We start from the raw sequence: 21,620 nt of genomic DNA, 5'->3' as shown, positions 1-21,620 counted from the left end.
CGCTTCCTATCTGACCTTCCAGTTTTCGGCTGAAAGGAAAGGATTGTCAGTAGCGATCGCGACATTTTCCAAACCGCGCGAGTATACGTCTTTTTCAAGCGAACACAAGTACAGTGCCGGCGAAAGTTCGCATACGCGCTTGTCGATTTGAAGGGTGAGGTCGATCCAATTTGCGGTAACGATCTCTTTTTCCCATGCGTCGAACAGGCTGTTCAGTTTGCTGTCCGCGATACCGGTAACGTTTTTCGAACCGTTCGAGCGGTACCAGTCGCCCAAGCTTGAATAGAGGTTATCGAAACCGTCGCAATATACGAGCGCGAGTTCGAAGGATTTTTCGGTGTTTACCATGCGGTCGAAAACCCTGTCGCCGGTACGCTTCGCTTCGACGTTTAAGCCGATTTCGGCGAGCTGTTTGACGATGCCGCTTGCCATTTTATCGCCGAATTCGCCCATAGAGTCGGGGTAGAGGAGAATGGCGTTTTGACCCGAAATACCGCCCGACGAGGCAAGACTCTTCGCCTTTGCCAGATCATAGGAGAGGAAGGTCGGCATGGGTTTGTCGACATATTCGGGAATGTTCGCCGCGAAAAGGTTCGACGGGAAGGGTCCGTAGTTCAAGATAACGCCCGATTTTTGATCGGTGATCGAAGGAATGAGCATTTCACGATCGAGTGCCATAGCCATAGCCTGGCGTCCGTCGGCGTTCGGGAAAAGCTTTGTGTTGATCGCCACTTCATAGAACGCGTACGGGATGTACGAGTTGATATCGACGTTCGGAATTTTTGCAACGTCCGCGCGGTCGGTCGGTTTCGTTTCAAGAATGACGTTGATGCGGCCTTTACGCATTTCGTTCATACGGATGATCGGGTCGATGACGCGCGTCATGACGAGATTGCTCATCTGCGGCGTATTTCCGAAATAGGTGCCGTTGGCATCGAAAGTAACCCATTTTCCGATTTCCCACGTTGCGAGTTTAAAGGGACCCGTTCCGATAGGTTCGGTTGCGAACTTGCGTTCGTTTTCGCCGGCACGCATATTGACGCGCATTTTCTGTCCGTTGTATTTCGACGGAACGATCTTGAACGTCAAGACGGGGTAGGCGCGGAATTCGGGTATGGGATTGATGAATTCGATTTTTACCGTTTTGTCGTTTTCGGCGGAAACGCTTTTGATAAACGACATGAGATAACCGCGTTTGGGCGAATCGTTCGCTTCGTCGGTGTATGCGGCAAACGAATAGACGACGTCGTCGGCAGTGACGGGATTTCCGTCGTGCCATGACACATCACGCAGCGTTACCGTATAGGTTTTTTTATCTGCGGGATTCTGCACGATGCTTTCCGCAAGGGCGAGATTGGAATAGAGAGAGCCGCTTTCTTTATCGACTTCGAAATTGACAAGCCCGTCGAACAAAAGCTCATCCGCATTTAAGCCCGACGTATTTTGTTCGAGCACGGGATTCAATGAATCGGGAAGCGTGGAAACCGCGACGACGACTCCCTTAGGCTGTGCTTTCCAGACGATAAATGCACCTGCCGATATGAGCACGATAAGTGCGACGATAATAATGGCAATAAGGCCTTTTTTGTTAAACTTCATTAACGCATCCTCACAATGAATGAACTGTAGACGACGACTTCGCCTTCATAGTCGGGCGTTTTGCCCTTTTGTATTTCAAAGAAATATTTGTTGGTCGTCAGCGTGCTGCCCGCATTGAGGACAGGCCACGAATTTCCGACTTTATAACTGCGGTTGACGAGATCTTTCATATTGTTTTTTTCGATAAGTCTTCCGCTCTTTGTGTTTTCGGCGAAAACGCGGACGGTGCGGTTATCCTTCAGCGTGACGACGAGGTCGTTCATCTGTCCTTTCGGAATGGAAACCATACCCCACCAGTATTCGTTGCCTTTTGCATTTTTCGCGCTGAATTTTGCAGGACGGCTTTTTTTGCTTTCCGCAGTCGAACGCGGGTCGGGGTTGAAAAGACCGATCATGAGCGGGAAGACGACTTTGCCGCGGCTCGCGATTTCCTGTGCGGTGCGGATTTCGGCGTTGACCTGCGCGATCTTCGATTCGAGATCTTTTTTCTGTGCGTTTATATCGTCGATGATATCCTGTCCGATATCGTTCGGATATTTTGCCGCAAAGCCGAGCAGATCCTGATACGTCGCGTCGATATTCGTCTGAACCGACTGATAGTGTGCGAGAATCGCTTCGAGCGGCATCTTGCCGTTTTCACCTGCGTTTTCGGGAGTGCGCGCGAATTCTTCGTCGATGTGCGTTTTATATTCGTATGCGCGAGCGCGGATAGCCGAAGCGCGTTCGATCGCAAAATCCTGGCGCGTCTTTTTGAACGAGCGGATATTCGACGAAACGCCTGCGGTTTTTGCAACGCCTGCATTGTTTGCCGCCGCATCGATTTCCTTTTCGGCGCTCGCATAAGAGGCGAGTACGGAATCGTATGCTGCAATCTTTTCTTCGAAATTCGGAGTTGCACGCGCCGTTTCGATTTGGCTGCTGAGGGAAGCCTTTTTCGCCAAGAGCGTGCTTACGACATCGGTTTCTTTATTTGCAAGCGTGAGCTCGTCGGTGTTTCCGTAGAGCTTTACTGCCGACTCATAGAGCTTTTTCGCTTGAGTCGTTTTTCCCGCCGCAACCAAACCGTCTATGCGTCCGGCCGAAAGAGAAGCGCCTTTTTCCGCAACTTCCGACGGAACCTTCAAAGCGGGATCGAGCGAGCCGAATTTGGCGATTGCCGTATTGCAGGCTGCAAGCAGTTTCGATTCGTTTTTCGTCGAATCGGTGCTTTCAAGGGCATCGGCACCGGCTTTGTATGCGGTGATGTAATTTTCATACTGCTTTTTTACTTTTTCGTCTTTAATTTCATTCCAATACGGGGCGGCCGCTTCGGGCTCGCGGTCGTTCCACGCTTTTACGCCTGCGGCGATCGCCCTTTGATCGGGGCTTTCTTTGCTCGTCGTGGCGCAGGAAATAAGCATAACGGCTAAAATTGCCGAAACGATAACAGCGTATTTTTTCATTCTGAAACCTCCTTAACTAAACGGAAGCCGACGTCGGCATATCCGTTTTTGCTGTTGATATTGCGGAAATTGGAAATGCGTAATTCCGTCGGACCGTCCATCCATGATCCGCCTTTGACGGTACGAAGATTCGTTTCGCCTTCGATACCGTGATTCGACGATGTCCATTCGGCGACGTTGCCGGACATATCGACAAGACCCCATGCGTTGTTGCCGTTTTCAAACGAACCGACGGGGGAAGTCTTTGAAAATTTTCCGTTGCCTTTATAATTTGCGCGTTTTCCGTCGGTCGGATTTTCATCTCCCCACGGATAGATTATGTCGGCACCTGCACGGGCGGCTTTTTCCCATTCTTCTTCAGTCGGAAGACGATAAGTCGAACCCGTCTGTTCGGAAAGCCACGCGGCGTATGCTTCGGCGTCAGCATAGCTTACGGCGACGACCGGCTGCTTTCCCTGATTGTAATCGGGATTGTCGAAATAATCGGGAGCGCTTTCAGCTCTCGTCGTGTGAAGGAAAGCCGCATACTGCGCGTTCGTCACGGGCGTCAAGCCGATAGCGTAGGAAAGAGTCGAAGCCGTGTGTGCAACTTCTTTTTTCTGTGCGCGGGTATCCTGAGGAACCGCTCCTGCATTGAACTCGCCTTCGGGAACTACGACCGAGGGGAATGCGGCATCGAGATCGTCGAAGCGGACATAGTGCGCATCGGCGGATGTTTGTGCGTCGAGTTTTTTCAAAACGGCGGATGACGGAACGGACTTTGCCAATGCCGTCTTTACCGTGAGCGTTACCGCTCTGTTGCGGAAGTTTTCATCGGAGGGGAAATCGACGGATGCGTTGCCGAGCGCATCGGTTTTTACAAGTGCGCGTACGTCGGCGACTTCTTCTGTCGTAATCGAGGGGAGATCGGCAGCTTCCCATATAAATTCGATCGGAAGTCCGCCTGCAGCATTGCCCGAATCGTCGGCAACTTTTACCGAAAATTTCGTCTTTGCATTGACGATGCCGTCTTGCGCCGAAAACGTAAAGACGAGACTTTTTTCAACATCGGTGCACAGCGCTTCGGCTCTGCGTGAAAGCAGTTCCGTACCGTCGGGTACGGCGGAAAGCAGTTCCGTTTCTCCTTCTTCGATCAGTCTCGCGAGGACTGCGAGGGCTGCCGAAACTTTGTCCGCGGGATTATTTTTGTTTTTGCCTGCAGCAAGGCGGGCGCTTAAATCGGCGCGGAGCGCGTCTGCGTATACTTTTTCTTTTTTGTCCCAATCGACGATTTTCATCCGATACGTGACTGCCGGAGGCTCATTCTTTTTCGATTGAACATAGGGCTTGATGTCGTTGATGCGGGCTTTCACCGATGCGTCGCTCACTTGTATTCTTGACGCTTTCGGGTTTACGGAGCGGACAGCGGCGGTCAGCGCACTTTCGACGAGATCGCGCTTTCCGGCGCGCTCGGCTTCAGCTGCGGTAGCTCCCTTACCGTAGCCGTAGTAATAACCTTCTTCTTGTTGTACCAAAGCGGGTTCCGCTTTTTTTGCAAAAGCCGACCAGTTTGTTAAAACAAAAAAAACGGAAACCAAAAGAATCGCGAGGCGATTCCGTTTCATTGATGTACTCATACTTGATCTCCTAAAATTTATTATCCGTCAATCATAATAAATTTAACAATAAAAATAAATTTAACAAAAATGTCAAATTCCGTTTTATCCGTTATCGGTATTCATCGTATGAAAAGCGATGCGCTTTACATACGAAACCAATAAAGAATAGCACACGGCTGTAAGTAAGTCAATATTTGCGAAAAACCGTATTTCGCAATATGCGCTGCAAAATTGCCGTACGCTTTTATAACAACGTTCAACCGTGAAGGTTATACGCCGTTTATCGTATTGATTTTAAAATTGTTTTTTGTTCTTTTTTATTGTTATGATAATTTTTTGATAAAATATTATTAATTAATAATGCGTGAATCGTTTTACCGCCTTTTTTTTACGGCGGCAAAACGATTTTGTCCGAAGCGCTTTCCCCGTGTCCGTTTCCGCCGTTATTTTTTTGTTTTTTCGGCGTAATCGCACGCCGCTTTAATAAATTCGCGGAAGAGCGGACCCGCTCTGTTCGGGCGGCTTTTGAATTCCGGGTGGAACTGTACGCCGAGCATCCACGGGTGATCGGGCGCTTCGCATATTTCAACCAAATCACGTTCGGGGTTTACGCCCGAAATGATGAGGCCCGCTTGTATCAATCTGTCGCGGTAGGCGTTATTGAATTCGTAGCGGTGACGGTGACGTTCCCAAATCCGTTCGGCGCCGTATGCTTTTTCGGCAAGCGTACCGGGCCTTATTTTGCATTCGTATTTTCCGAGCCGCAGCGTACCTCCGAGTATTTTTCCGTTTTGGTCGGGCATCAAATCGATGACGGGATCGCTCGTCGATTTATCCATCTCCGAAGAGTTCGCATCTTTTAAGCCGAGTACGTTCCTCGCGTATTCGATGACTTGGATCTGCATGCCGAGACATACACCGAAGTAGGGCACTTTGTGAGTTCTCGCATACTTTGCGGCGTAGACCATGCCTTCGATACCGCGGCCGCCGAAGCCGCCGGGTATGATGATGCCGTCTGCGGCTTTTAAACGCGCGAGAGCGGCTTTATCGTCGGGGAGCGTTTCGGATCCTATCCAATGGATCGTTACGTCCGCTTCGTTATGGATGCCTCCGTGCACGAGCGATTCCGCGACCGAGAGGTAGGCGTCGTGCAGTTCGACGTATTTTCCGACGAGCGCTATGGTCACTTTGTGTTTCGGGTTATTGAATTTGTCGACCATCTTTTGCCAATCGGCAAAATCGGGCGCCGTGTTTTTAAGAGAAAGCGCTTCGCACACCGCTTTGCCGAGTCCTTCGTTTTCCATTTGCAGCGGCACTTCGTAGATGGATCTCGCGGTGAGGTTTTGAATAACGTGGCTCGTGTCGACGTTGCAAAAAGATGCGAGCCGTTCGCGGGTTGCCGTATCGATCGGTTCTTCGGTTCGGAGCATGATGATGTTCGGCTGGATACCGAGTTCCTGCAGTTCTTTTACCGAATGCTGTGTCGGCTTCGTTTTGAGTTCCTGCGGTTTTTTTATATAGGGTACGAGCGTCAAGTGGATGTAGCAGCAGTTTTCTTCGCCGACTTTGTATTTCATTTGGCGAATCGCTTCCATAAAGGGCAGCGATTCTATGTCGCCGACGGTGCCGCCGATTTCGGTAATGATGACGTCGGCTTTCGTTTCTTCCGTCGAAAGCATCATACGGCGGAGGATCTCTTCGGTAATGTTCGGAATGACCTGTACCGTACCGCCGTGAAATCCGCCTTCTCTTTCTTTATTCAAGACGGCGAGGTAGACGCGGCCTGCCGTCGTATTCGACGATTTGGAAAGAGAGGCGTCGGTAAAGCGTTCGTAGTGCCCCAAGTCGAGGTCGGTTTCCGCTCCGTCGTCGGTGACGAAAACTTCACCGTGCTGGTAGGGATTCATCGTTCCCGGATCGATGTTCAAATACGGGTCGAATTTCTGATTGACGACTTTGTATCCTCGGCTTTTTAAGATGAGTCCGATAGATGCCGCAGCGATGCCTTTGCCGAGTCCCGAAACGACTCCGCCGGTGATGAATATATACTTAGCCATTTTTATTATTATAACAGGAAAGTTTCCGTTCGTCCATAAACGTGCGAAACATATTCGGAGATATGCGACAGCGCTTTTTCGGCCGTTTTGTGATTTATTTCGAGGAGACTTCGAAACTCTTCGGCCGAAATCTTCATCAATTTGCAGTCGGTTTCCGCTTTCGCTTCGGATGTGCGCACTTGATCGAGTATGCATGTCTCTTCTCCGAAAAAAGAACCCGTATCGCAGTATGAAAGATTTCCGTTTCTGTTGATGCGTACCGCTCCGCTGACGACATAGTAGGAATCGTCGGAGCGCTCGTTTTTCGAGTAGATGATCGCGCCCGCTTTATAATTTTCGACGTTGCCTTCGTTCATGACGGATGAGGGTCTTATGAATAGTATGCGCTTTATGATCGAATTGAGTTTCGTATCGTCGCGGCCGGGCAGGAGATACAATTCGCTCAAAACCAGAGGATCGAAAAACTGTACGATATAGATTACTTGTGCGAAGATAAAAAACAGCGTAAAAAAAATATACGTTTGAAGCAGAAAAACCATAAGTCCGCCGAGCACGCCGTAGATGATATTATAATTTGTGATATTGAGGAATTCGTTCGTCAATTTTGCCGCCGCAAAAAACGAAAGCGTACACAGTGCGGAACAAGCTGCGCAGAGTTTTACGTTCGGCTTCGTTTCCGACGCATAACGGTATGCGAGCAGTACGATGATAAATATGAGAGCGAACTCGGATGATGTGATAAAAGTACCGGGTAAAATGCCGAGCTTTGCCGGAAGATCTGCGGGCAGCGATGACAGCGGTGAAAGCATAAAAAAATTTCTCAGTGTAAAAACCGCGAGTATGATTACCGTAGCGATGAAGATGAGGGCGAGCTCGCCGATGACGATGAGCGCATGATTGAAAAGCGCGCGGGATTTTATTTTTTTGTGAAAGATGCGCTGCATACCCTGCATGACCGCGGCGAAAGATTTTCTTGCCATGAGTACGATAAAGAGCGCGAGTACGAATTCGATCCAGCCGAACGTTTTCATTTTCGAAAGCGCTCGTATAAAGGATTCGGCATCGAACATCGTTTTGTATTCGGAAATGCGCGACAAAACCGAAGCGATGATTTCCGGCGACGCGTGGATGATGCGCACGAGGATTGTGAGTACCGTCATTACGATCGGTATAAATGAAAAGAGAAAACCGAACGTACACGCCGCCGCGCACGTGTAGAGATTGTTCCGCGCGTAAAACGATGCCGTCAAATAGATGAGCGCGCCGACCGTATTTTTTGCGGAGCGCTTTTTGAGCCGCCTTTTCATTAACGGCTTATTATAACGCGCTTTTTAAAAATCCGCCAGTTTCGGCGCGCGCGGGTAGGGGATAACGTCGCGGAGATTCGACATACCGGTAACATAGCGGAGGAGGCGCTCGAATCCGAGACCGAATCCGGAATGCGGTACCGTGCCGAACCTGCGCAAGTCGAGATACCACGTATAATTCGACATATCCATATTGCGCTCATTGCATGCGGCCAGCAGTTTGTCGTAGTTTTCTTCGCGCTCGCTTCCGCCGATTATTTCGCCGATGCCCGGGACGAGGACGTCGAGGGCTTTTACCGTTTTGCCGTCGTCGTTTTGCTTCATATAAAAAGCTTTGATTGCTTTCGGATAATTGTAGACCATGACGGGGCATTTGTAGATTTGCTCGGTGAGGTAGCGCTCGTGTTCGGTTTGAATATCACAGCCCCAAAACGGCTTGTATTCGAATTTATCGGCGTGTTTTTCGAGCGCTTCGATCGCTTCGGTATATGAAACCCGCTTAAACGGCGTTTCGGCGACGTGTTCGAGCATTGCGATGAGGCCGTTTTGAATACGTTTGTCGAAGAATTCCAAATCGCTTCGGCACTTCGCAAGCGCCCAGCGCAAAAGGTATTGGATAAAGCTTTCGGCCAAATCCATATCGTCGTCCAAATCGAAAAAGGCCATTTCGGGTTCTATCATCCAAAACTCGGACAAGTGCCGGGGCGTGTTCGAATTTTCGGCGCGAAACGTCGGCCCGAACGTGTACACGCGCGAAAGGGCGGTCGCAAGCGTTTCCGCTTCGAGCTGACCGCTTACCGTGAGACTCGCTTTTTTGCCGAAAAAGTCTTTCGAATAGTCGACAAGAGATGAAGCGCTTTCAATCTTTTTGCCCGCGTTTCCGGCTTTAACGCCCAGCTCCGCTATTTTTTCAAGCGACAGCGTCGTCACTTGAAACATTTCGCCCGCGCCTTCGGCGTCGCTGCACGTGATGATCGGCGCGTTGATATATTGAAAGCCGTTTTCCTGAAAAAAGGAGTGAACGGCGAAGGCCATCTGATTGCGCATACGGAATACGGCACCGAAAGTATTTGTCCGCGCTCTGAGGTGAGCGTTTTCGCGGAGATATTCCATGGACATTTTATTTTTTTGAAGCGGGTAGGATTCGCTCGGACACTCGCCTAAGACGGTGAGCTTTTCGAGCGTCACTTCGACCGCCTGTCCCGACGCGGGGGAGGGAACGAGGAGCCCTTCGGCACGTACCGAAGCGCCGGTATTCGCTTTTGCAAGGTTTTCTTCTATTAATTTCACATCGGCTGCGGAAGAAGGAGAGGTACGATCGAAAGTCAGCTGGATCGATGCGAACGAGCTGCCGTCGTTTACTTGAATGAATACGAGATTTTTCGAATCGCGCACGGTTCTCACCCAGCCGCACACGGTGACGGTTTTTCCGTCGGGCTTTGATGCAAGCAGATCTTTTATGAGCGTCGGTTTCATGCGTACGATTGTAGCGATTTTATATTGTTTGAGCAATGCGTACGCTTGCCTAAAAACTTGATTTTTAAACTCGATGGCTGTCGGAAAACCGAGCGGCTTTTGAAAATTTTCGGAATTGATGATATTGAAAAATTCCGCTGTTGCCGCGGCGGCAAAAAATCTGTATAATGAAAACGCTTTTTACCGCGCATCCGCTCTTCCTTTTTCGCGTCAGGGAGTTTTCCGTAAGGGTTTGACGGAGTAAATGCGCGCGTATTTTTATAGCGGGTTATGTATGGCGAAAGAACAAATTCAAAACGCATTTTTAAAAAAACTTTCGGTACTTGCCCAACGCAACGATCCGATTCCTCCCGCTTTATACACGAAGTACGACGTAAAGCGCGGGCTGCGTTATGCAAACGGGACGGGCGTGCTCGTCGGGCTTACGCGCATCGGCGATGTCGTCGGTTACGATATGGTAAACGGCGAAAAGGTGCCGATTCCCGGAAAGCTTTTTTACCGAGGTTACGATGTCGCTTCCCTTGTAAAAGACGCCGAACGTACAAAGCAGTTCGGCTACGAAGAGTGCGTCTATCTCCTTCTTTTCGGAGAGCTTCCGACGCAAAAGCAGCTCGATGAATTTACGCAGTTTTTGGGACTCCGCCGTACGCTTCCGCCGAACTTTACGGAAGATATGATCATGAAAGCGCCGTCGAGCGATATTATGAACAAAATGGCGCGCGGCGTGCTTGCAAGTTATTCGTACGATACCGATCCTGAGGGTCGGGATATTGCAAACGTACTCAAACAATGTATCGAACTTATTTCGCGCTTTTCGACGCTTGCCGCCTACGCGTATCAGGCGAAACGGCGCTTTTACGACGACAAGAGCATGTATATCCACAATCCGCTGCCCGAGCTTTCGACTGCGGAAAATTTTTTGCGCCTCATTCGTCCGGATAAAACCTATTCCCGCCTTGAAGCGGAAATCCTCGACCTCGCCCTCATTTTGCACGCCGAACACGGCGGCGGAAACAATTCGAGTTTGACCGTGCACGTCGTTTCATCTGCAGACACCGATACCTATTCGGCGATCGCCGCGGCTATCGGTTCGCTCAAAGGACATCGACACGGAGGAGCGAATATCCGGGTTATGGAAATGATGGACGATATCAAATCCCATGTAAAGGATTGGACGAGCGAAAAGCAGATTCGTGATTATTTAATAAAAATTGCAAAGAGAGAAGCGTTCGACCGTACGGGTTTGATTTACGGTATGGGACACGCGGTGTACACGATCGACGATCCGAGAGCCCTACTCCTTCGCGAGCGGGCGGCAAAGCTTGCAAAAGAAAAAAAATGCGAAGCGGAATTCCGACTCTACAATCTCATTGCGGATATTTCACCGGAAGTTCTCGCCGAAGTGCACGGCGCCGACAAAAAAATCTGTCCGAATGTCGATTTTTATTCAGGCTTTGTGTATTCCATGCTCAATATTCCGCGCGAACTCTACACGCCCATCTTTGCAATTTCGCGCATCGCCGGCTGGAGTGCGCACCGCATCGAAGAGATCGTCGCAGGTGGCAGAATTTACCGGCCGGCATACAAAAACGTGTGCGACGTGCGCGACTACGTTCCTATCGAAAAGCGCGTAAAGTAAGCGCTCATGATCCGTCTCGACAAATTGCTGTCGCACGGAGGCTTGGGATCCCGCTCTTCCGTAAAAAAACTTCTCCGCACGGGTGCCGTAACGGTAAACGGCAAAAGCGTATTCGACTCATCGATGCGTGTCGATGAAGAAAACGATATCGTCGCCGCGGACGGTAAAAAAATCGAAATCCGAAAAGAGGTCTACCTCATGATGCACAAGCCTTCGGGCTATGTGTGCGCAAAGCGCGACGGACTTCATCGAACGGTTTTCGATTTGCTCGACGAAGCGTACAGTACGCCTTTTTTCGAAGACAATCTGCACACGATCGGAAGGCTCGACTGCGACACCGAAGGCCTGCTCATCTTTACAACCGACGGAGAACTCACGCACCGCATCACTTCTCCGAAAAGCGAATGCGGAAAAACTTATTTTGTGCGCCTGGCAAAAAAAGTGCAAAACGCGGAAGGATCGGCCTACGTTTCCGAGTGCGCGAAAGGCGTACACATAGCGGCGGAAGGAAGAGAAAAAGAAGCCGACTGCAAAAGCGCCGAACTCGTATGGCTCGGAAGCGGCGATGAAAAAGACGAATGCACGCTTACGATCTACGAAGGAAAGTTTCACGAAGTAAAGCGCATATTTTCCGCGCTCGGAAATGAAGTCGTGTATTTGAAGCGCATCGCGATCGGTGCGCTTGTGCTCGACGAAAGCCTTGAGCGGGGCGAATACCGCGAACTTTCAGAAGACGAAATCGAACTGCTTGTCCGCATCTGAAAATTTTTGTGAGCGCTTCAGCGCGATACGCCTAATTTTTCTTTGAGAGCGGATTGTGCGACTGCCGAAACGTTTATTTTTGCTGCCGTTGCCATATCGTCGAGCCATTCGGGGAGGGTGATATTACGACGGACGTTGCGGCTTTTTTCCATCCTGCGAAAAGCTTCCAAATCGACATCTATAAGCGACACAAAAGAAGTCCCCGCTTGTGCAAATTCACTGTTTTGCACATCGATATCTTTAATTGTTCGGGCGGCAGGCAGCTCCGCTTTGTTGTACAATGCGTTACCTATGTAATCTTTGGCCATGCCGATGGCATCGGCAAGACCGTAGCCTTCCGTTGCTCCATTCAAGTCGGGAATGCTCACTAGATATGTGTCTTTTTTATCACCCGTTTGTGTAAAAATCGCCGGATATACAACAGTCATAATGTCCCCTATGAAAAGTATTCTACTCAAAAAGCGGAATTAAAGTTCCCATTTTTTGATAATCTTTTTTGCCAAAAGTTCGTTTATCTCCGTATGCCGCGGTATCTGTTCTTCGTCGCTTCCGCGCTTATAGATGTCGTGCTTGCCGCCGTGCCGATAGAAAATAAAACCTTTAGTTTCCAGTTTTTTTATCAAGTCTTTCCGCTTCACAACAAAAGTATACATACTTTATGCGCATTGTGTCAAATTCTTTGAAGCGCTAATTCATTTTTACCAAAGGAATGTTTACCGTCGCTGCGCCGTCTATAAAGACCTTGTGTTTTTTGAAGTTGCCGGGCGGCCCCTTGCCGTCGTAGTTGCTGAAGCCGAACGGCTCTTTGGGTATGCCGATCGTATTCGCGTTTAATTTTCCGTCGCCGTTGACATCGTGGTAAACACAAAAAGCATAATCGCCGGCTTTAAGCCGTATACGGTATACCGCTTTTTCTCCCGTCGCCGCCTGTTCGACGTTTCGATACGGAATGTGTTTACGAAAACTTTCAGAGGAATCATGGATGCTTATAACAATCGTTCCCGAATTCTCTTTTATACCGGTAACGACGATTTCCACGTCACAGAGCGTTTTATCGTCCGCCGCTTGAGAATACAGGGAATAGAGCGTAGCAAAAAATATCATGCGGAAAAATAAGGTACGTGTTTTTTTCATATTGTCTCCTAATTATTGCGCTGCATAATTTTCAAAGCGGTACTGCTCGAATACGTCCGTACCGATAAGCGTAATCGCCTTTGCGGGGCAATTGTTTATGCAGCGGTAGCATATCGTGCAGTTTCCGGGATGGAATACGGCTTTATTGTTTTCGATATATAATGATTTTGAAGGGCAATGTGCCACGCATATGCCGCAGCCGATGCAGCGTTCCGTTCGGATTTTAAGCCGTTCGCACAATTTTTTTGCATGCATTTTAAACCACAGGCGCTGTCCGAATAAGCCTGCGATTCTGTGAAAGAACGATAAGCCGTCTTTCGGATAGATTCCGCGTTTTATGGCATCCGCTGCCTGTGCAATCTTTTTTTGTGCCGCCGCTATGAGCGCCCGGTTTTCTTCCGGCGTTTTTTTCAAGAGCTTTACATCGGCGATACAGTCCGGCATACGAAGGTGTAAGCCTCCCGTAACGGCAGCTCCGCATTTTCGAAGCAGCCTGGCCGCAAGTCCCGCGCCGTCTCCGCTGAAAAGGCCCATCGTCGCGATAATAAAAACGCGTTTTCCGCGGAACATAGAGGCGTGTTCCCTAATGAACGCTTTTACGATACGCGGGATGTCGCTGAAATAAATCGGGTAGCCGAGCGCGATTTCATCCGACGCGCGTAAAACTTCAAGCGCTTCGCACGATTCCATGCTGCAAGCTTTGCCGCCGGTCGCTTGTGCCAACGCTTCCGTACAGTATTTTGTGTTTCCCGTTCCGCTGAAATAAATTCCGTTCATATCGTCTCCCGCAATAATCCATGCGCCCTTACTTTAAAAATGACGGCTCGAGCAAATCCATAAAATCGGTGATTTTTTCTTTCCAATTTTTGTCGTAGTGAACATTTTTCATTGCGGCCAATGCCGTAAGTCCGTGAATAAAAGCCCATATCGTTATTAAAATATCGTTTTGCTTTTTTTTCGGAACTTTGGTTTGCCTAAGCAGTGACACGATGCTGTTTTTATACAAAATAAAGGGTTTATAGTTTTTCTCATCCGGTATAGATAAAGTTAAATCGACCTTTATATCGGACGAGGAATACAAAAATTGAAAATAGGCGGGATTGTCAATAAAAAAAGAAACATAGGCTATACCCAATTTTTTTAACAATGCGGCGGGCTTTTTATTTTCGGTGACAGCCGTTTCGAGCGTTTTCGAAAAACGTTCGGTGATGTGCAGCTGCATCGCGTTCAGCAATTCCTCTTTGTTGTGAAAATGGCTGTACGGAGCCGCATGGCTGACTTTGCAGGCTGCCGCCGCTTTTCTCAGCGAAAAAGATTGTACGCCGTCGGTATTGACGATTTCGATGCCTTTTTCGATTAAGAGATTTTTTAACCCCTCGCGGTGGTAGGGTAACTTCAATTTACTCATAAGCGGCTCCTTTTTCTTTGCAATCTTTACAGTGTCTGGATATTAGCGTGAAATCTTTACATTGTCAAGTTTAAAACGGCGATTTTAAAAGCTGCAGATTAAAGCTGCGCGGCTTAAAATCATCTGTAGGAAAAACTTATGCGCAAATCGGATCGATTGCCTTGATTAAAGCGTTCCAAACGATTTACAAAGGCCGGCGTTCGCGCGTATAATTACGCTATGTTGTCGGATATCGAAATAGCACAAAAAAATCGAATGCTTCCGATCGCGGACATCGCTCAGCGGATCGGGATTGATGCGGACGGAATCGAACCCTTCGGAAAGTATAAAGCAAAGCTTACTTCAGAAACCCTTCGCACTTTGCAAAAACGAGTTGCGGACGAAACCGCGCGCGCTCGTCTCATCCTTGTTACCGCCGTAACGCCGACGAGCGCGGGGGAAGGGAAATCGACCGTTTCTATAGGGCTTGCCGATGCGCTCAACCGTATCGGAAAAAAAACGGTACTCGCGCTCCGCGAACCGTCTTTGGGGCCCTGTTTCGGTATAAAGGGCGGAGCCTGCGGAGGCGGATACGCACAGATCGTTCCGATGGAAGAAATCAATTTACACTTTACGGGCGACATCCATGCGATTTCTTCAGCAAATAATTTGATCGCGGCTCTTATAGACAATCACATTCATCACGGCAACGAACTGAGGATAGATCCCCGCACGATTTCGTGGAAGCGGTGCGTTGATCTCAACGACCGCGAACTGCGCAACATCGTCGTCGGACTCGGCGGCAGAGTGAACGGAGTGCCGCGAGAAGACCGCTTTTGCATTTCCGTCGCGAGCGAAATCATGGCGATCGTCTGCCTTTCGCGCACGATTTCGGAGTTGAAAGAGCGCATTTCGAATATCGTTATCGGAGAAAATTACGACAGGGAAATCGTTACATTCGGAGAACTCGGATGCACCGGTGCGGTCGCCGCATTGCTTAAAGATGCTCTGAGTCCGAACCTCGTGCAAACCCTCGAAAAAACTCCCGCTTTTGTGCACGGCGGTCCCTTTGCGAATATCGCGCACGGCTGCAACAGCATCAACGCGACGCTCGCCGCTCTCGCTTCGGGAAACTATGTCGTAACCGAAGCCGGATTCGCAGCCGATTTGGGTGCGGAAAAATTTATGGATATCAAGTGCCGTGCGGCGGGCATCGCTCCGTCCTGCGCCGTCATCGTCGCAACGGTGAGGGCTCTTAAAATGCACGGCGGTGCGGAAAAATCCGATCTTGCCCGTCCCGACCTCAAAGCGCTTTCGGCGGGATTTTCAAACCTCAAAACGCATATCGAAAATATCGGCAAATTCGGCGTGAGTGCGATCGTCGCGATCAATAAGTTCGCATCGGATACGAGCGAAGAACTCGAAGTCCTCGCCGAACTCATTGCCGAAACGGGTACGGAAAGCGCCGTCTGCGAAAGCTGGGAAAAGGGAGGGGAGGGAGCGCTTTTGCTTGCCGAAAAAACGAGCGCGCTCTGCGATGCGGGAAAAACGGATTTCCGTCCGCTCTACGATTCCGACATGCCCCTTTCAAAAAAGATGGAGCGCATTGCACGGGAAATCTACCGCGCAGGTTCTGTATCGTTTGAAAGTGTCGCTTTGAAAAAGCTTTCGGCTTTCGAAAAGGCGGGCTACGGAGCGCTTCCCGTATGTATCGCAAAGACGCAGAATTCGCTGAGCCACGATCCGAAACTGCTCGCTTCTCCGAGCGGCTATACCTTTCCGATCCGCGACGCGCAGCTTTACGCGGGCGCGGGCTTTGTCGTCGCTCTTTCGGGCGACATCACGGTGATGCCGGGGCTGCCGAAAAAACCCGCCGCGCTCAATATCGACGTGAACGACGACGGAGTCATTTCGGGATTGTTTTAAAATCTACGGACGCCGCTCGCCGTATGGCGGCTGCTTTCGTCGGACTTGTATCGGGGGCGGCAGCGATGATAAAAATCGATTATAATTCCGCCGCTTTTCGTTTGACTTCCGCTTCGCTTGCGCGGATGTATACGGGGCCGTCGAAATCGGCAAGAGGTTTTTCTCCTTTTTCGATTTTCGCTTCGGCGAGCGCAAACAGAGAGTCGGTCGTAAGAGTTGAAAAATCGAGCGCATACAGCTTTGTGCCGATACCGTTTTGTCGGGCGGCTTCGGCAAAGCGTTTTGCGTCGGGGCCCGTACAGAGCGCTTCTTCGGTATCTTTTAAAAAGCCCAGCACCGTTTCGATTTCATAGTCTCCTGCGCTAAGCGTTTCCGATCCCGCTTCGTATACGGCTGCATAAAATTTGTTTTTTTTCGCATCGATTACGGAAACGACGGGAAAGGGAAGGGCGCGGTAGGGATAAGCGTAGACTTCGAGTGTCGGGATGCCGTATATCGGCGCATTTGATGCCTGTTCGATTGCTTTGAGTGCGGCAAAGGCGAGCCTAAGTCCCGTAAAAGATCCCGGTCCTCGGCAGAGCGCCGTATAGTCGAGTTCGTCGATGCGTAAGCCCGCTTTCGATACGACAGCGTCGATTGCGGGAAGCAGCGTTTCCGATTGCTTTATGCCTATATCGTAAAGCGAAGAGACGACGGCATCGTCGTTTTTTGCCGCGACCGTAAGGCGCGTTCCGGCGGAATCTATTGCAAGCGCTTTCATATAATCCTCCCGAAAAAGATGCGTACGTCTACCGTATCGCTTCGTGCGGCCAGTTGGAGATGAGGACGGTGCGCGAGCCGTCGCCGTTTACGCTTATATCGAGGACGATCGCCGTATCGGGCAGTTCGCTCATGATCTTTTCGCTCCATTCGATGACGCACACGCCTTCTCCGTAAAGCATATCGTCAGTTCCGAGATTGATAAAATCTTCGGCACCGTCGAGACGGTAGACGTCCATGTGGTAGAGCGGCATCTTTCCTGCGTATTCGCTGATGAGGCAAAAAGTGGGACTCGTGATTTCATCGCGTATGCCGAGAGAACGGGCGATGCCTTTGGTAAGCGTCGTCTTTCCTGCGGCAAGGGGGCCGCGCATGGCGAGTATGTCGCCTTTTCGAAGAAAGCGCCCGATCTTTTGTCCGAGCGCTTCGCTTTCTTCGGCGCTCTTCGTCGTAAACGAAAGCGTCATAAGGGAAGCTTTCCTTTGGAATCCGCTGCGGTAATATACGTCTTCAATGCGTTTTTTATCGGAACGACGGGATAATTGATCGTTTCGGAAATAATTACGTCGATTTTTTTTACGCCCAGAGGATCGGTTTCTATACTGAATTCGACCGGAGTTTCAAAATCGCCTCCGGGAAGCTCTATGACGGCTTCTCCTTTGAACTTCCGAAGATAATAAATACTGCCTTCTTCGCGGCAGATGTTCCGAATCTCCACAACTCTCATTTCTGTACGATACCGCAATAAAGCTTAATAATCAAGTCTGCGCGTTCCGTTCGCCGTTCTGTGCGGCGCCGTATCGATACACGTATGCGAATATGCGGTTCCGCGCTTCGTCCGATATGTCCGTAAAAAGGATGCCGAGTGAAAACGTATTGTTTGATGCGTTTTTACGGACTGAAACGATGAGACCTTCGGCTTCATACGTTTTTTCGGAAAGCATGATCGAAACGCGAATGCGCTGATTTTCTTTTATCGGGAGATTTGTTATGACGGCGCATCCGTCTCCTGAAACGTTTGCGAGGACGCCGTCGTGCGCTTTCGTCTTTTTATGCGTTTCGTTCGCTGCGGAAAAGACACAGGGAACGTTGATATCGCTGCGCTTCGATTTTCGCTTTGTCTGCTGATTCAGATCGTTTGTGTGCGAGAGTATCATTTCCGTGCCGTCGTCGAAACCGATCGAATAGCGGATGACGCGCGTTTGAAAACGGTATGTCATACCGCTTTTCGTCGCAAATACGAAATCGGCTTTTGAAAGCGGGGAGGGTTTGCTTTCGGCGTTGTACAGCGATCTCGGAATTGAAACCGTCATATTTTCCGCAGTATTTTTTTTCAGCGTGCATCGGATCTGCGCGCCCTGCGGCGATAGGAAAAAAAGCTTCGTTTGTTCGGGTATGCCTGCCGTCGATGTGATCCACGTATCCGCCGCGTCCTGTATTTCGATTTTACGGCGAAGCCTGAAAAGAGAAGTGATTTTTTTTTCGGCGGTGCCGTTTTGCCGCATTGCAGCGTAGCGGGCGCAAAAGAGTTTATCGACTTCGGCCGCATTGTAGATAAGATGGCTTATATTCGGCGCTTTATTTTCCCGGCAAATTTCCCATAAAAGAGCGGCTTCTGCTTTCGAAAGCGAAAGACGCTTCGCCGTTTTTTCGATGTCGCCGTATGTCGTCGGCCGTTTTTTTTGCGCTTCAAGCCATTCGGGAGACGTGCGGATGCGCTTACGAATTTGATATAACAGATAGATGACGAAAAATACGAGAATGATAAAGGCAGGGATGAGCAGGTACGCGTAATACTTTGTCGCAAGGCGTGCTTGGAGCGGCGTGATACCGCTCGGTGCGTTAAAGCGCATGGAAAACCTCGAGCGCCTTTGAGGCGAGCTTTAAGCGCGGACATATTTCGTATTCGGCCAAATCACCGACAAGTACCGTATCGTTCGCTTTGAGTGCGTTTTCGAATTCCGAAAGCACGGGCGTAAGATCGGCAAAAAAATCGGACACTTGTTTTCCGTCCACGACGATAGCGCTGTACGTGTCGGGAAAAAGAGATGCGAGAGAGGCCGTGCGGCAGAAAACTTCGATGTCGTCGGCAAGCTCCGCAATGGCGGCGGTCGCTTCTTTTCCTTTGCCGCTTTGCAGATCGACGGGAACCCGTTCCATGCGTTCGGCAAGCGATGAAAAGAGAACGGAAAGCTCTTTAAAAGAATCGGCTATCGACTGTTTCGTCACGACTTCGAATTCGATTTTCGTCGAAGGTGCAAGCGGAAGCTTTGCGTATTCGTCGAATGAAGAAGCGTCTACTTTTTGCCCGTCTGCGCGGATGGCGATAACCGCCGCATCGTTTTCTTCACAGGTCGCTTCAAACGAACGCAGTACGTCTCCGATCGTTTTTTCGCCTTCAAGCGTCACGTCGATTTTTGCACCGTTGACAAATAAATCCATAACACTTCCTTGATCGATTTTTTATTCGTTGTTTCGCCGCATAAAATTAGAAATAGTCGTCTGCTGGCTTTCGAGACTGTTCAGCGACCCTTCCATACTCGCAAACTTTCTTCGAAGTTCCTTTTCTTTTTTGTCCATCTGCGTTTCAAGCTGCGCTATCTTCGTTTCCGACGATTTGATGCGCGTACCGAGTGCGCCTATCTTCGTGCCGATGATGCCGCCCGTTTGAACGTATGCGCCGAGTTCCCGATCCAATCGATACGCGATACCCGAATCGACTATGAGGTCTCCGTCGCTGTCATAGCCGAACATATTTTTAATATCTTCGAGGTGAGAGGCGAGGGCGGCGTCGAGTTTTTTTTCATCGATTTCGAGATAGCCGCGGAGGCGGCTGGCCGTATAGCCTCCGGTGCTTCCGCTCGCGTTCGTGGAAATGCCGAGCTGGGAGAGCATCGTTATGACCGCATCCTCTTTTGCCTGATAGCGGGAACTTTGGATCGATTGAAAATTCGATTTCATATTCGTAAGGGAAAAGTCTCCCATAAAAAGGCCGAGCCGCTCTTTTTCTTTTTCGCGCTGTTCGTCCGAAAGATAGGTGAGCTCGTCCACGATTTCGCTTTTATTTTGCGAAAGGATATTGATCTGCGCAATCGATTCGTTGTATTTTCCGACGAAAGTGATGAGCGCGTCTTTTGCCGATTTGACGTCCGGATCGATTTTGATCGTCGCCGTCCTTTCGGTTTTTTCGTGTACGTGCAGCGTTACGTCGGGTACGACGTCGTCGATATCGTTCGTGGGCCGCTTGATTCTGATGCCTTCGTATGTGATGATCGCATCGCCTGCGGTCGACGCGGCATTGTTCGGCGTAAAACCGCCTGCGGATTTCGGATCGTAGAGCGAAACGGACGACATCGTAAAAGCCGTGCCCGTGTTCCGGTTTCGGATGACGATCGAAGCGATACCCGGATAATCGTTCGTGTCGATATCGATCTCGGTTTTGTCGCTCGTCAATATATTCGGCGTCGCGATTTCTCTTTCGCTTCCGTCGCTCATGGCCGCGTAGACGACGCTTGCCGACGTTACGGGTAAAAGATTCGCGCTCCTCGTCTCTCGGCTTTTCGGAAGCAGGGTATCAGACGGATTGTTGTCGATGACGACGTCCTTAAACGACGCATAGCCCGCATTCGGAAGTTCGGGGGAAAGCGCTTTTTTGTTGAGTGACTCCGTTATATCCGCTGCGGTTTCTTTTGTGAGCGTAAACGAAATGCGTTTTCCTTCATTTCCCTGCGGCACTGCAAGTGAAAATCCGCTTCTCGGAGGGATCGCGACTTTTCCGTTTGAAACGGTGATCTGCGTATTCGTGAGGCGCGGAAGTCCTTCCTGTTCGAGGGCGGCCCGTTGCGGCGGAGCGGGGCGGAATTCCGCTTGCGTTTTTCCGAACGACGCAGCATCCGATTTTACCGCTCTTATCATCCCCGTTTCGATCGCAAAGTTTTTCGCTTCATCTTCAAAGGTGAGACGGTTCGCTTCTCCCGTTTTTTTCGATTCGATGAGGATCGTTTTCGTATCCGCTCCCGATCCTATAACGAGCGAATTGATAAGATCGCCGCCCCTCTTGTTGAGCGCTTTCGAAAAATCGGTAAGAGAGCCGCCTTTCCAGTTGAACGAAACGGATTTGTCTGCGACGCGAAACGTGTAAGTGCCTTGGGGGACTTTTGTGTTATCGGGAAGTTCGGACGATAAAAAACGGTCGGCGGTCGCCGGCTGTATGACGTTGACTTTAAATGATTGATACTGCGCGCCCCGATTCGCGTCCGCCGTAATCGCGTATTCGTCGGACGAGGAGGCGAGCTTGTTGTTGAACGGATTTTCGTAGGAATACAGCGTTTTAACGCTGTCGCGGAATTCCGTCAGCTTTCTGTTGACGTCCCGCCACGCGTTTTGCTGCGCTTGGTAGGTTTTCAGCGTGTCCTGCTCCCTTACGAGCGGGACACGCTCAACCTTCATAAGTTTTTCTACCGTGTCGTTCGTGTTGTATTTATCGGTGACACCCGGTATGTTCAATCCTGGCATAATCCGCGTTTGTCCGATC

General features: G+C 49.9%; 20 protein-coding genes. 3 read left to right on the top strand and 17 right to left on the bottom strand.

The window, feature by feature from the left end:
- Window positions 1-6: 6 nt before the first annotated feature.
- The 6 genes from H9I35_RS02365 to asnS all read right to left on the bottom strand — a co-directional run bounded on the left by H9I35_RS02365 (window position 7) and on the right by asnS (window position 9,479).
- A complete protein-coding gene (locus H9I35_RS02365; protein WP_016520223.1) occupies window positions 7-1,599 on the bottom strand; it encodes an ABC transporter substrate-binding protein in 1,593 nt (530 codons plus the stop codon).
- Window positions 1,599-3,041 (bottom strand): hypothetical protein, encoded by a 1,443-nt coding sequence (locus tag H9I35_RS02360; RefSeq protein WP_187420049.1) that lies wholly within the window; start codon window positions 3,039-3,041, stop codon window positions 1,599-1,601. Before H9I35_RS02360 ends, H9I35_RS02365 begins: the two co-directional genes overlap by 1 nt.
- Window positions 3,038-4,657, bottom strand: coding sequence for a formylglycine-generating enzyme family protein (locus H9I35_RS02355; RefSeq protein WP_187420048.1), 1,620 nt, complete (start codon window positions 4,655-4,657; stop codon window positions 3,038-3,040). The genes H9I35_RS02360 and H9I35_RS02355 overlap by 4 nt, the downstream gene beginning before the upstream one ends.
- 425 nt (window positions 4,658-5,082) lie before the next feature.
- Window positions 5,083-6,696, bottom strand: a complete 1,614-nt coding sequence (locus H9I35_RS02350) for a CTP synthase (RefSeq protein WP_187420047.1) — start codon at window positions 6,694-6,696, stop codon at window positions 5,083-5,085.
- An 8-nt stretch (window positions 6,697-6,704) separates the two neighbouring features.
- Window positions 6,705-8,003 (bottom strand): YhjD/YihY/BrkB family envelope integrity protein, encoded by a 1,299-nt coding sequence (locus H9I35_RS02345; RefSeq protein WP_187420046.1) that lies wholly within the window; start codon window positions 8,001-8,003, stop codon window positions 6,705-6,707.
- A 24-nt stretch (window positions 8,004-8,027) separates the two neighbouring features.
- Window positions 8,028-9,479, bottom strand: coding sequence for an asparagine--tRNA ligase (asnS, locus tag H9I35_RS02340; RefSeq protein WP_187420045.1), 1,452 nt, complete (start codon window positions 9,477-9,479; stop codon window positions 8,028-8,030).
- A 274-nt stretch (window positions 9,480-9,753) separates the two neighbouring features.
- Here asnS and H9I35_RS02335 point away from each other — a divergent pair, with 274 nt between their 5' ends.
- Window positions 9,754-11,118: a citrate/2-methylcitrate synthase gene (locus tag H9I35_RS02335; protein WP_187420044.1), complete on the top strand. Its 1,365-nt coding sequence runs from the start codon at window positions 9,754-9,756 to the stop codon at window positions 11,116-11,118.
- Window positions 11,119-11,124: 6 nt separating this feature from the next.
- Complete coding sequence (locus H9I35_RS02330; RefSeq protein ID WP_187420043.1) at window positions 11,125-11,880, top strand: pseudouridine synthase; 756 nt, start codon at window positions 11,125-11,127, stop codon at window positions 11,878-11,880.
- A 17-nt stretch (window positions 11,881-11,897) separates the two neighbouring features.
- Here H9I35_RS02330 and H9I35_RS02325 read toward each other — a convergent pair whose 3' ends face one another.
- The 5 genes from H9I35_RS02325 to H9I35_RS02305 are packed head-to-tail and all read right to left on the bottom strand — an operon-like array spanning window position 11,898 to window position 14,422.
- Window positions 11,898-12,308 (bottom strand): type II toxin-antitoxin system HicB family antitoxin, encoded by a 411-nt coding sequence (locus tag H9I35_RS02325; RefSeq protein ID WP_187420042.1) that lies wholly within the window; start codon window positions 12,306-12,308, stop codon window positions 11,898-11,900.
- Window positions 12,309-12,347: 39 nt separating this feature from the next.
- Window positions 12,348-12,518: a type II toxin-antitoxin system HicA family toxin gene (locus H9I35_RS02320; RefSeq protein WP_187420041.1), complete on the bottom strand. Its 171-nt coding sequence runs from the start codon at window positions 12,516-12,518 to the stop codon at window positions 12,348-12,350.
- 49 nt (window positions 12,519-12,567) lie between these two features.
- Complete coding sequence (locus H9I35_RS02315) at window positions 12,568-13,014, bottom strand: DUF2141 domain-containing protein (RefSeq protein ID WP_187420040.1); 447 nt, start codon at window positions 13,012-13,014, stop codon at window positions 12,568-12,570.
- Window positions 13,015-13,026: 12 nt separating this feature from the next.
- On the bottom strand, window positions 13,027-13,791 hold the full coding sequence (locus H9I35_RS02310) for an EFR1 family ferrodoxin (RefSeq protein WP_187420039.1): 765 nt from the start codon (window positions 13,789-13,791) through the stop codon (window positions 13,027-13,029).
- Window positions 13,792-13,819: 28 nt separating this feature from the next.
- Window positions 13,820-14,422, bottom strand: a complete 603-nt coding sequence (locus H9I35_RS02305; protein WP_187420038.1) for a TetR/AcrR family transcriptional regulator — start codon at window positions 14,420-14,422, stop codon at window positions 13,820-13,822.
- Between the two features lie 219 nt (window positions 14,423-14,641).
- Here H9I35_RS02305 and H9I35_RS02300 point away from each other — a divergent pair, with 219 nt between their 5' ends.
- Window positions 14,642-16,327, top strand: a complete 1,686-nt coding sequence (locus H9I35_RS02300; RefSeq protein ID WP_187420037.1) for a formate--tetrahydrofolate ligase — start codon at window positions 14,642-14,644, stop codon at window positions 16,325-16,327.
- Window positions 16,328-16,406: 79 nt separating this feature from the next.
- Here H9I35_RS02300 and tsaB read toward each other — a convergent pair whose 3' ends face one another.
- The 6 genes from tsaB to fliD are packed head-to-tail and all read right to left on the bottom strand — an operon-like array spanning window position 16,407 to window position 21,601.
- Window positions 16,407-17,087: a tRNA (adenosine(37)-N6)-threonylcarbamoyltransferase complex dimerization subunit type 1 TsaB gene (gene tsaB / locus H9I35_RS02295; RefSeq protein ID WP_187420036.1), complete on the bottom strand. Its 681-nt coding sequence runs from the start codon at window positions 17,085-17,087 to the stop codon at window positions 16,407-16,409.
- 28 nt (window positions 17,088-17,115) lie between these two features.
- Window positions 17,116-17,553, bottom strand: coding sequence for a tRNA (adenosine(37)-N6)-threonylcarbamoyltransferase complex ATPase subunit type 1 TsaE (gene tsaE / locus H9I35_RS02290; RefSeq protein WP_187420035.1), 438 nt, complete (start codon window positions 17,551-17,553; stop codon window positions 17,116-17,118).
- Complete coding sequence (locus H9I35_RS02285) at window positions 17,550-17,813, bottom strand: hypothetical protein (protein WP_187420034.1); 264 nt, start codon at window positions 17,811-17,813, stop codon at window positions 17,550-17,552. Before H9I35_RS02285 ends, tsaE begins: the two co-directional genes overlap by 4 nt.
- A gap of 31 nt (window positions 17,814-17,844) precedes the next feature.
- Window positions 17,845-18,939 (bottom strand): PilZ domain-containing protein, encoded by a 1,095-nt coding sequence (locus tag H9I35_RS02280; protein WP_187420033.1) that lies wholly within the window; start codon window positions 18,937-18,939, stop codon window positions 17,845-17,847.
- The gene (locus H9I35_RS02275; RefSeq protein WP_016520207.1) at window positions 18,929-19,528 is read right to left on the bottom strand and encodes a hypothetical protein; all 600 of its coding nucleotides are present in this window, start codon (window positions 19,526-19,528) and stop codon (window positions 18,929-18,931) included. Before H9I35_RS02275 ends, H9I35_RS02280 begins: the two co-directional genes overlap by 11 nt.
- A 21-nt stretch (window positions 19,529-19,549) precedes the next feature.
- Entirely contained in the window at window positions 19,550-21,601 is a 2,052-nt protein-coding gene (gene fliD / locus H9I35_RS02270) for a flagellar filament capping protein FliD (RefSeq protein ID WP_187420032.1), read from the bottom strand.
- Between the last annotated feature and the right edge of the window lie 19 nt (window positions 21,602-21,620).

This window comes from Treponema sp. Marseille-Q4132, assembly GCF_014334835.1.
Classification (GTDB): domain Bacteria; phylum Spirochaetota; class Spirochaetia; order Treponematales; family Treponemataceae; genus Treponema_D; species Treponema_D paredis.
The sequence above is the reverse complement of the archived record's forward strand: the minus strand, read 5'-3'. Positions and strand labels throughout refer to the sequence as shown.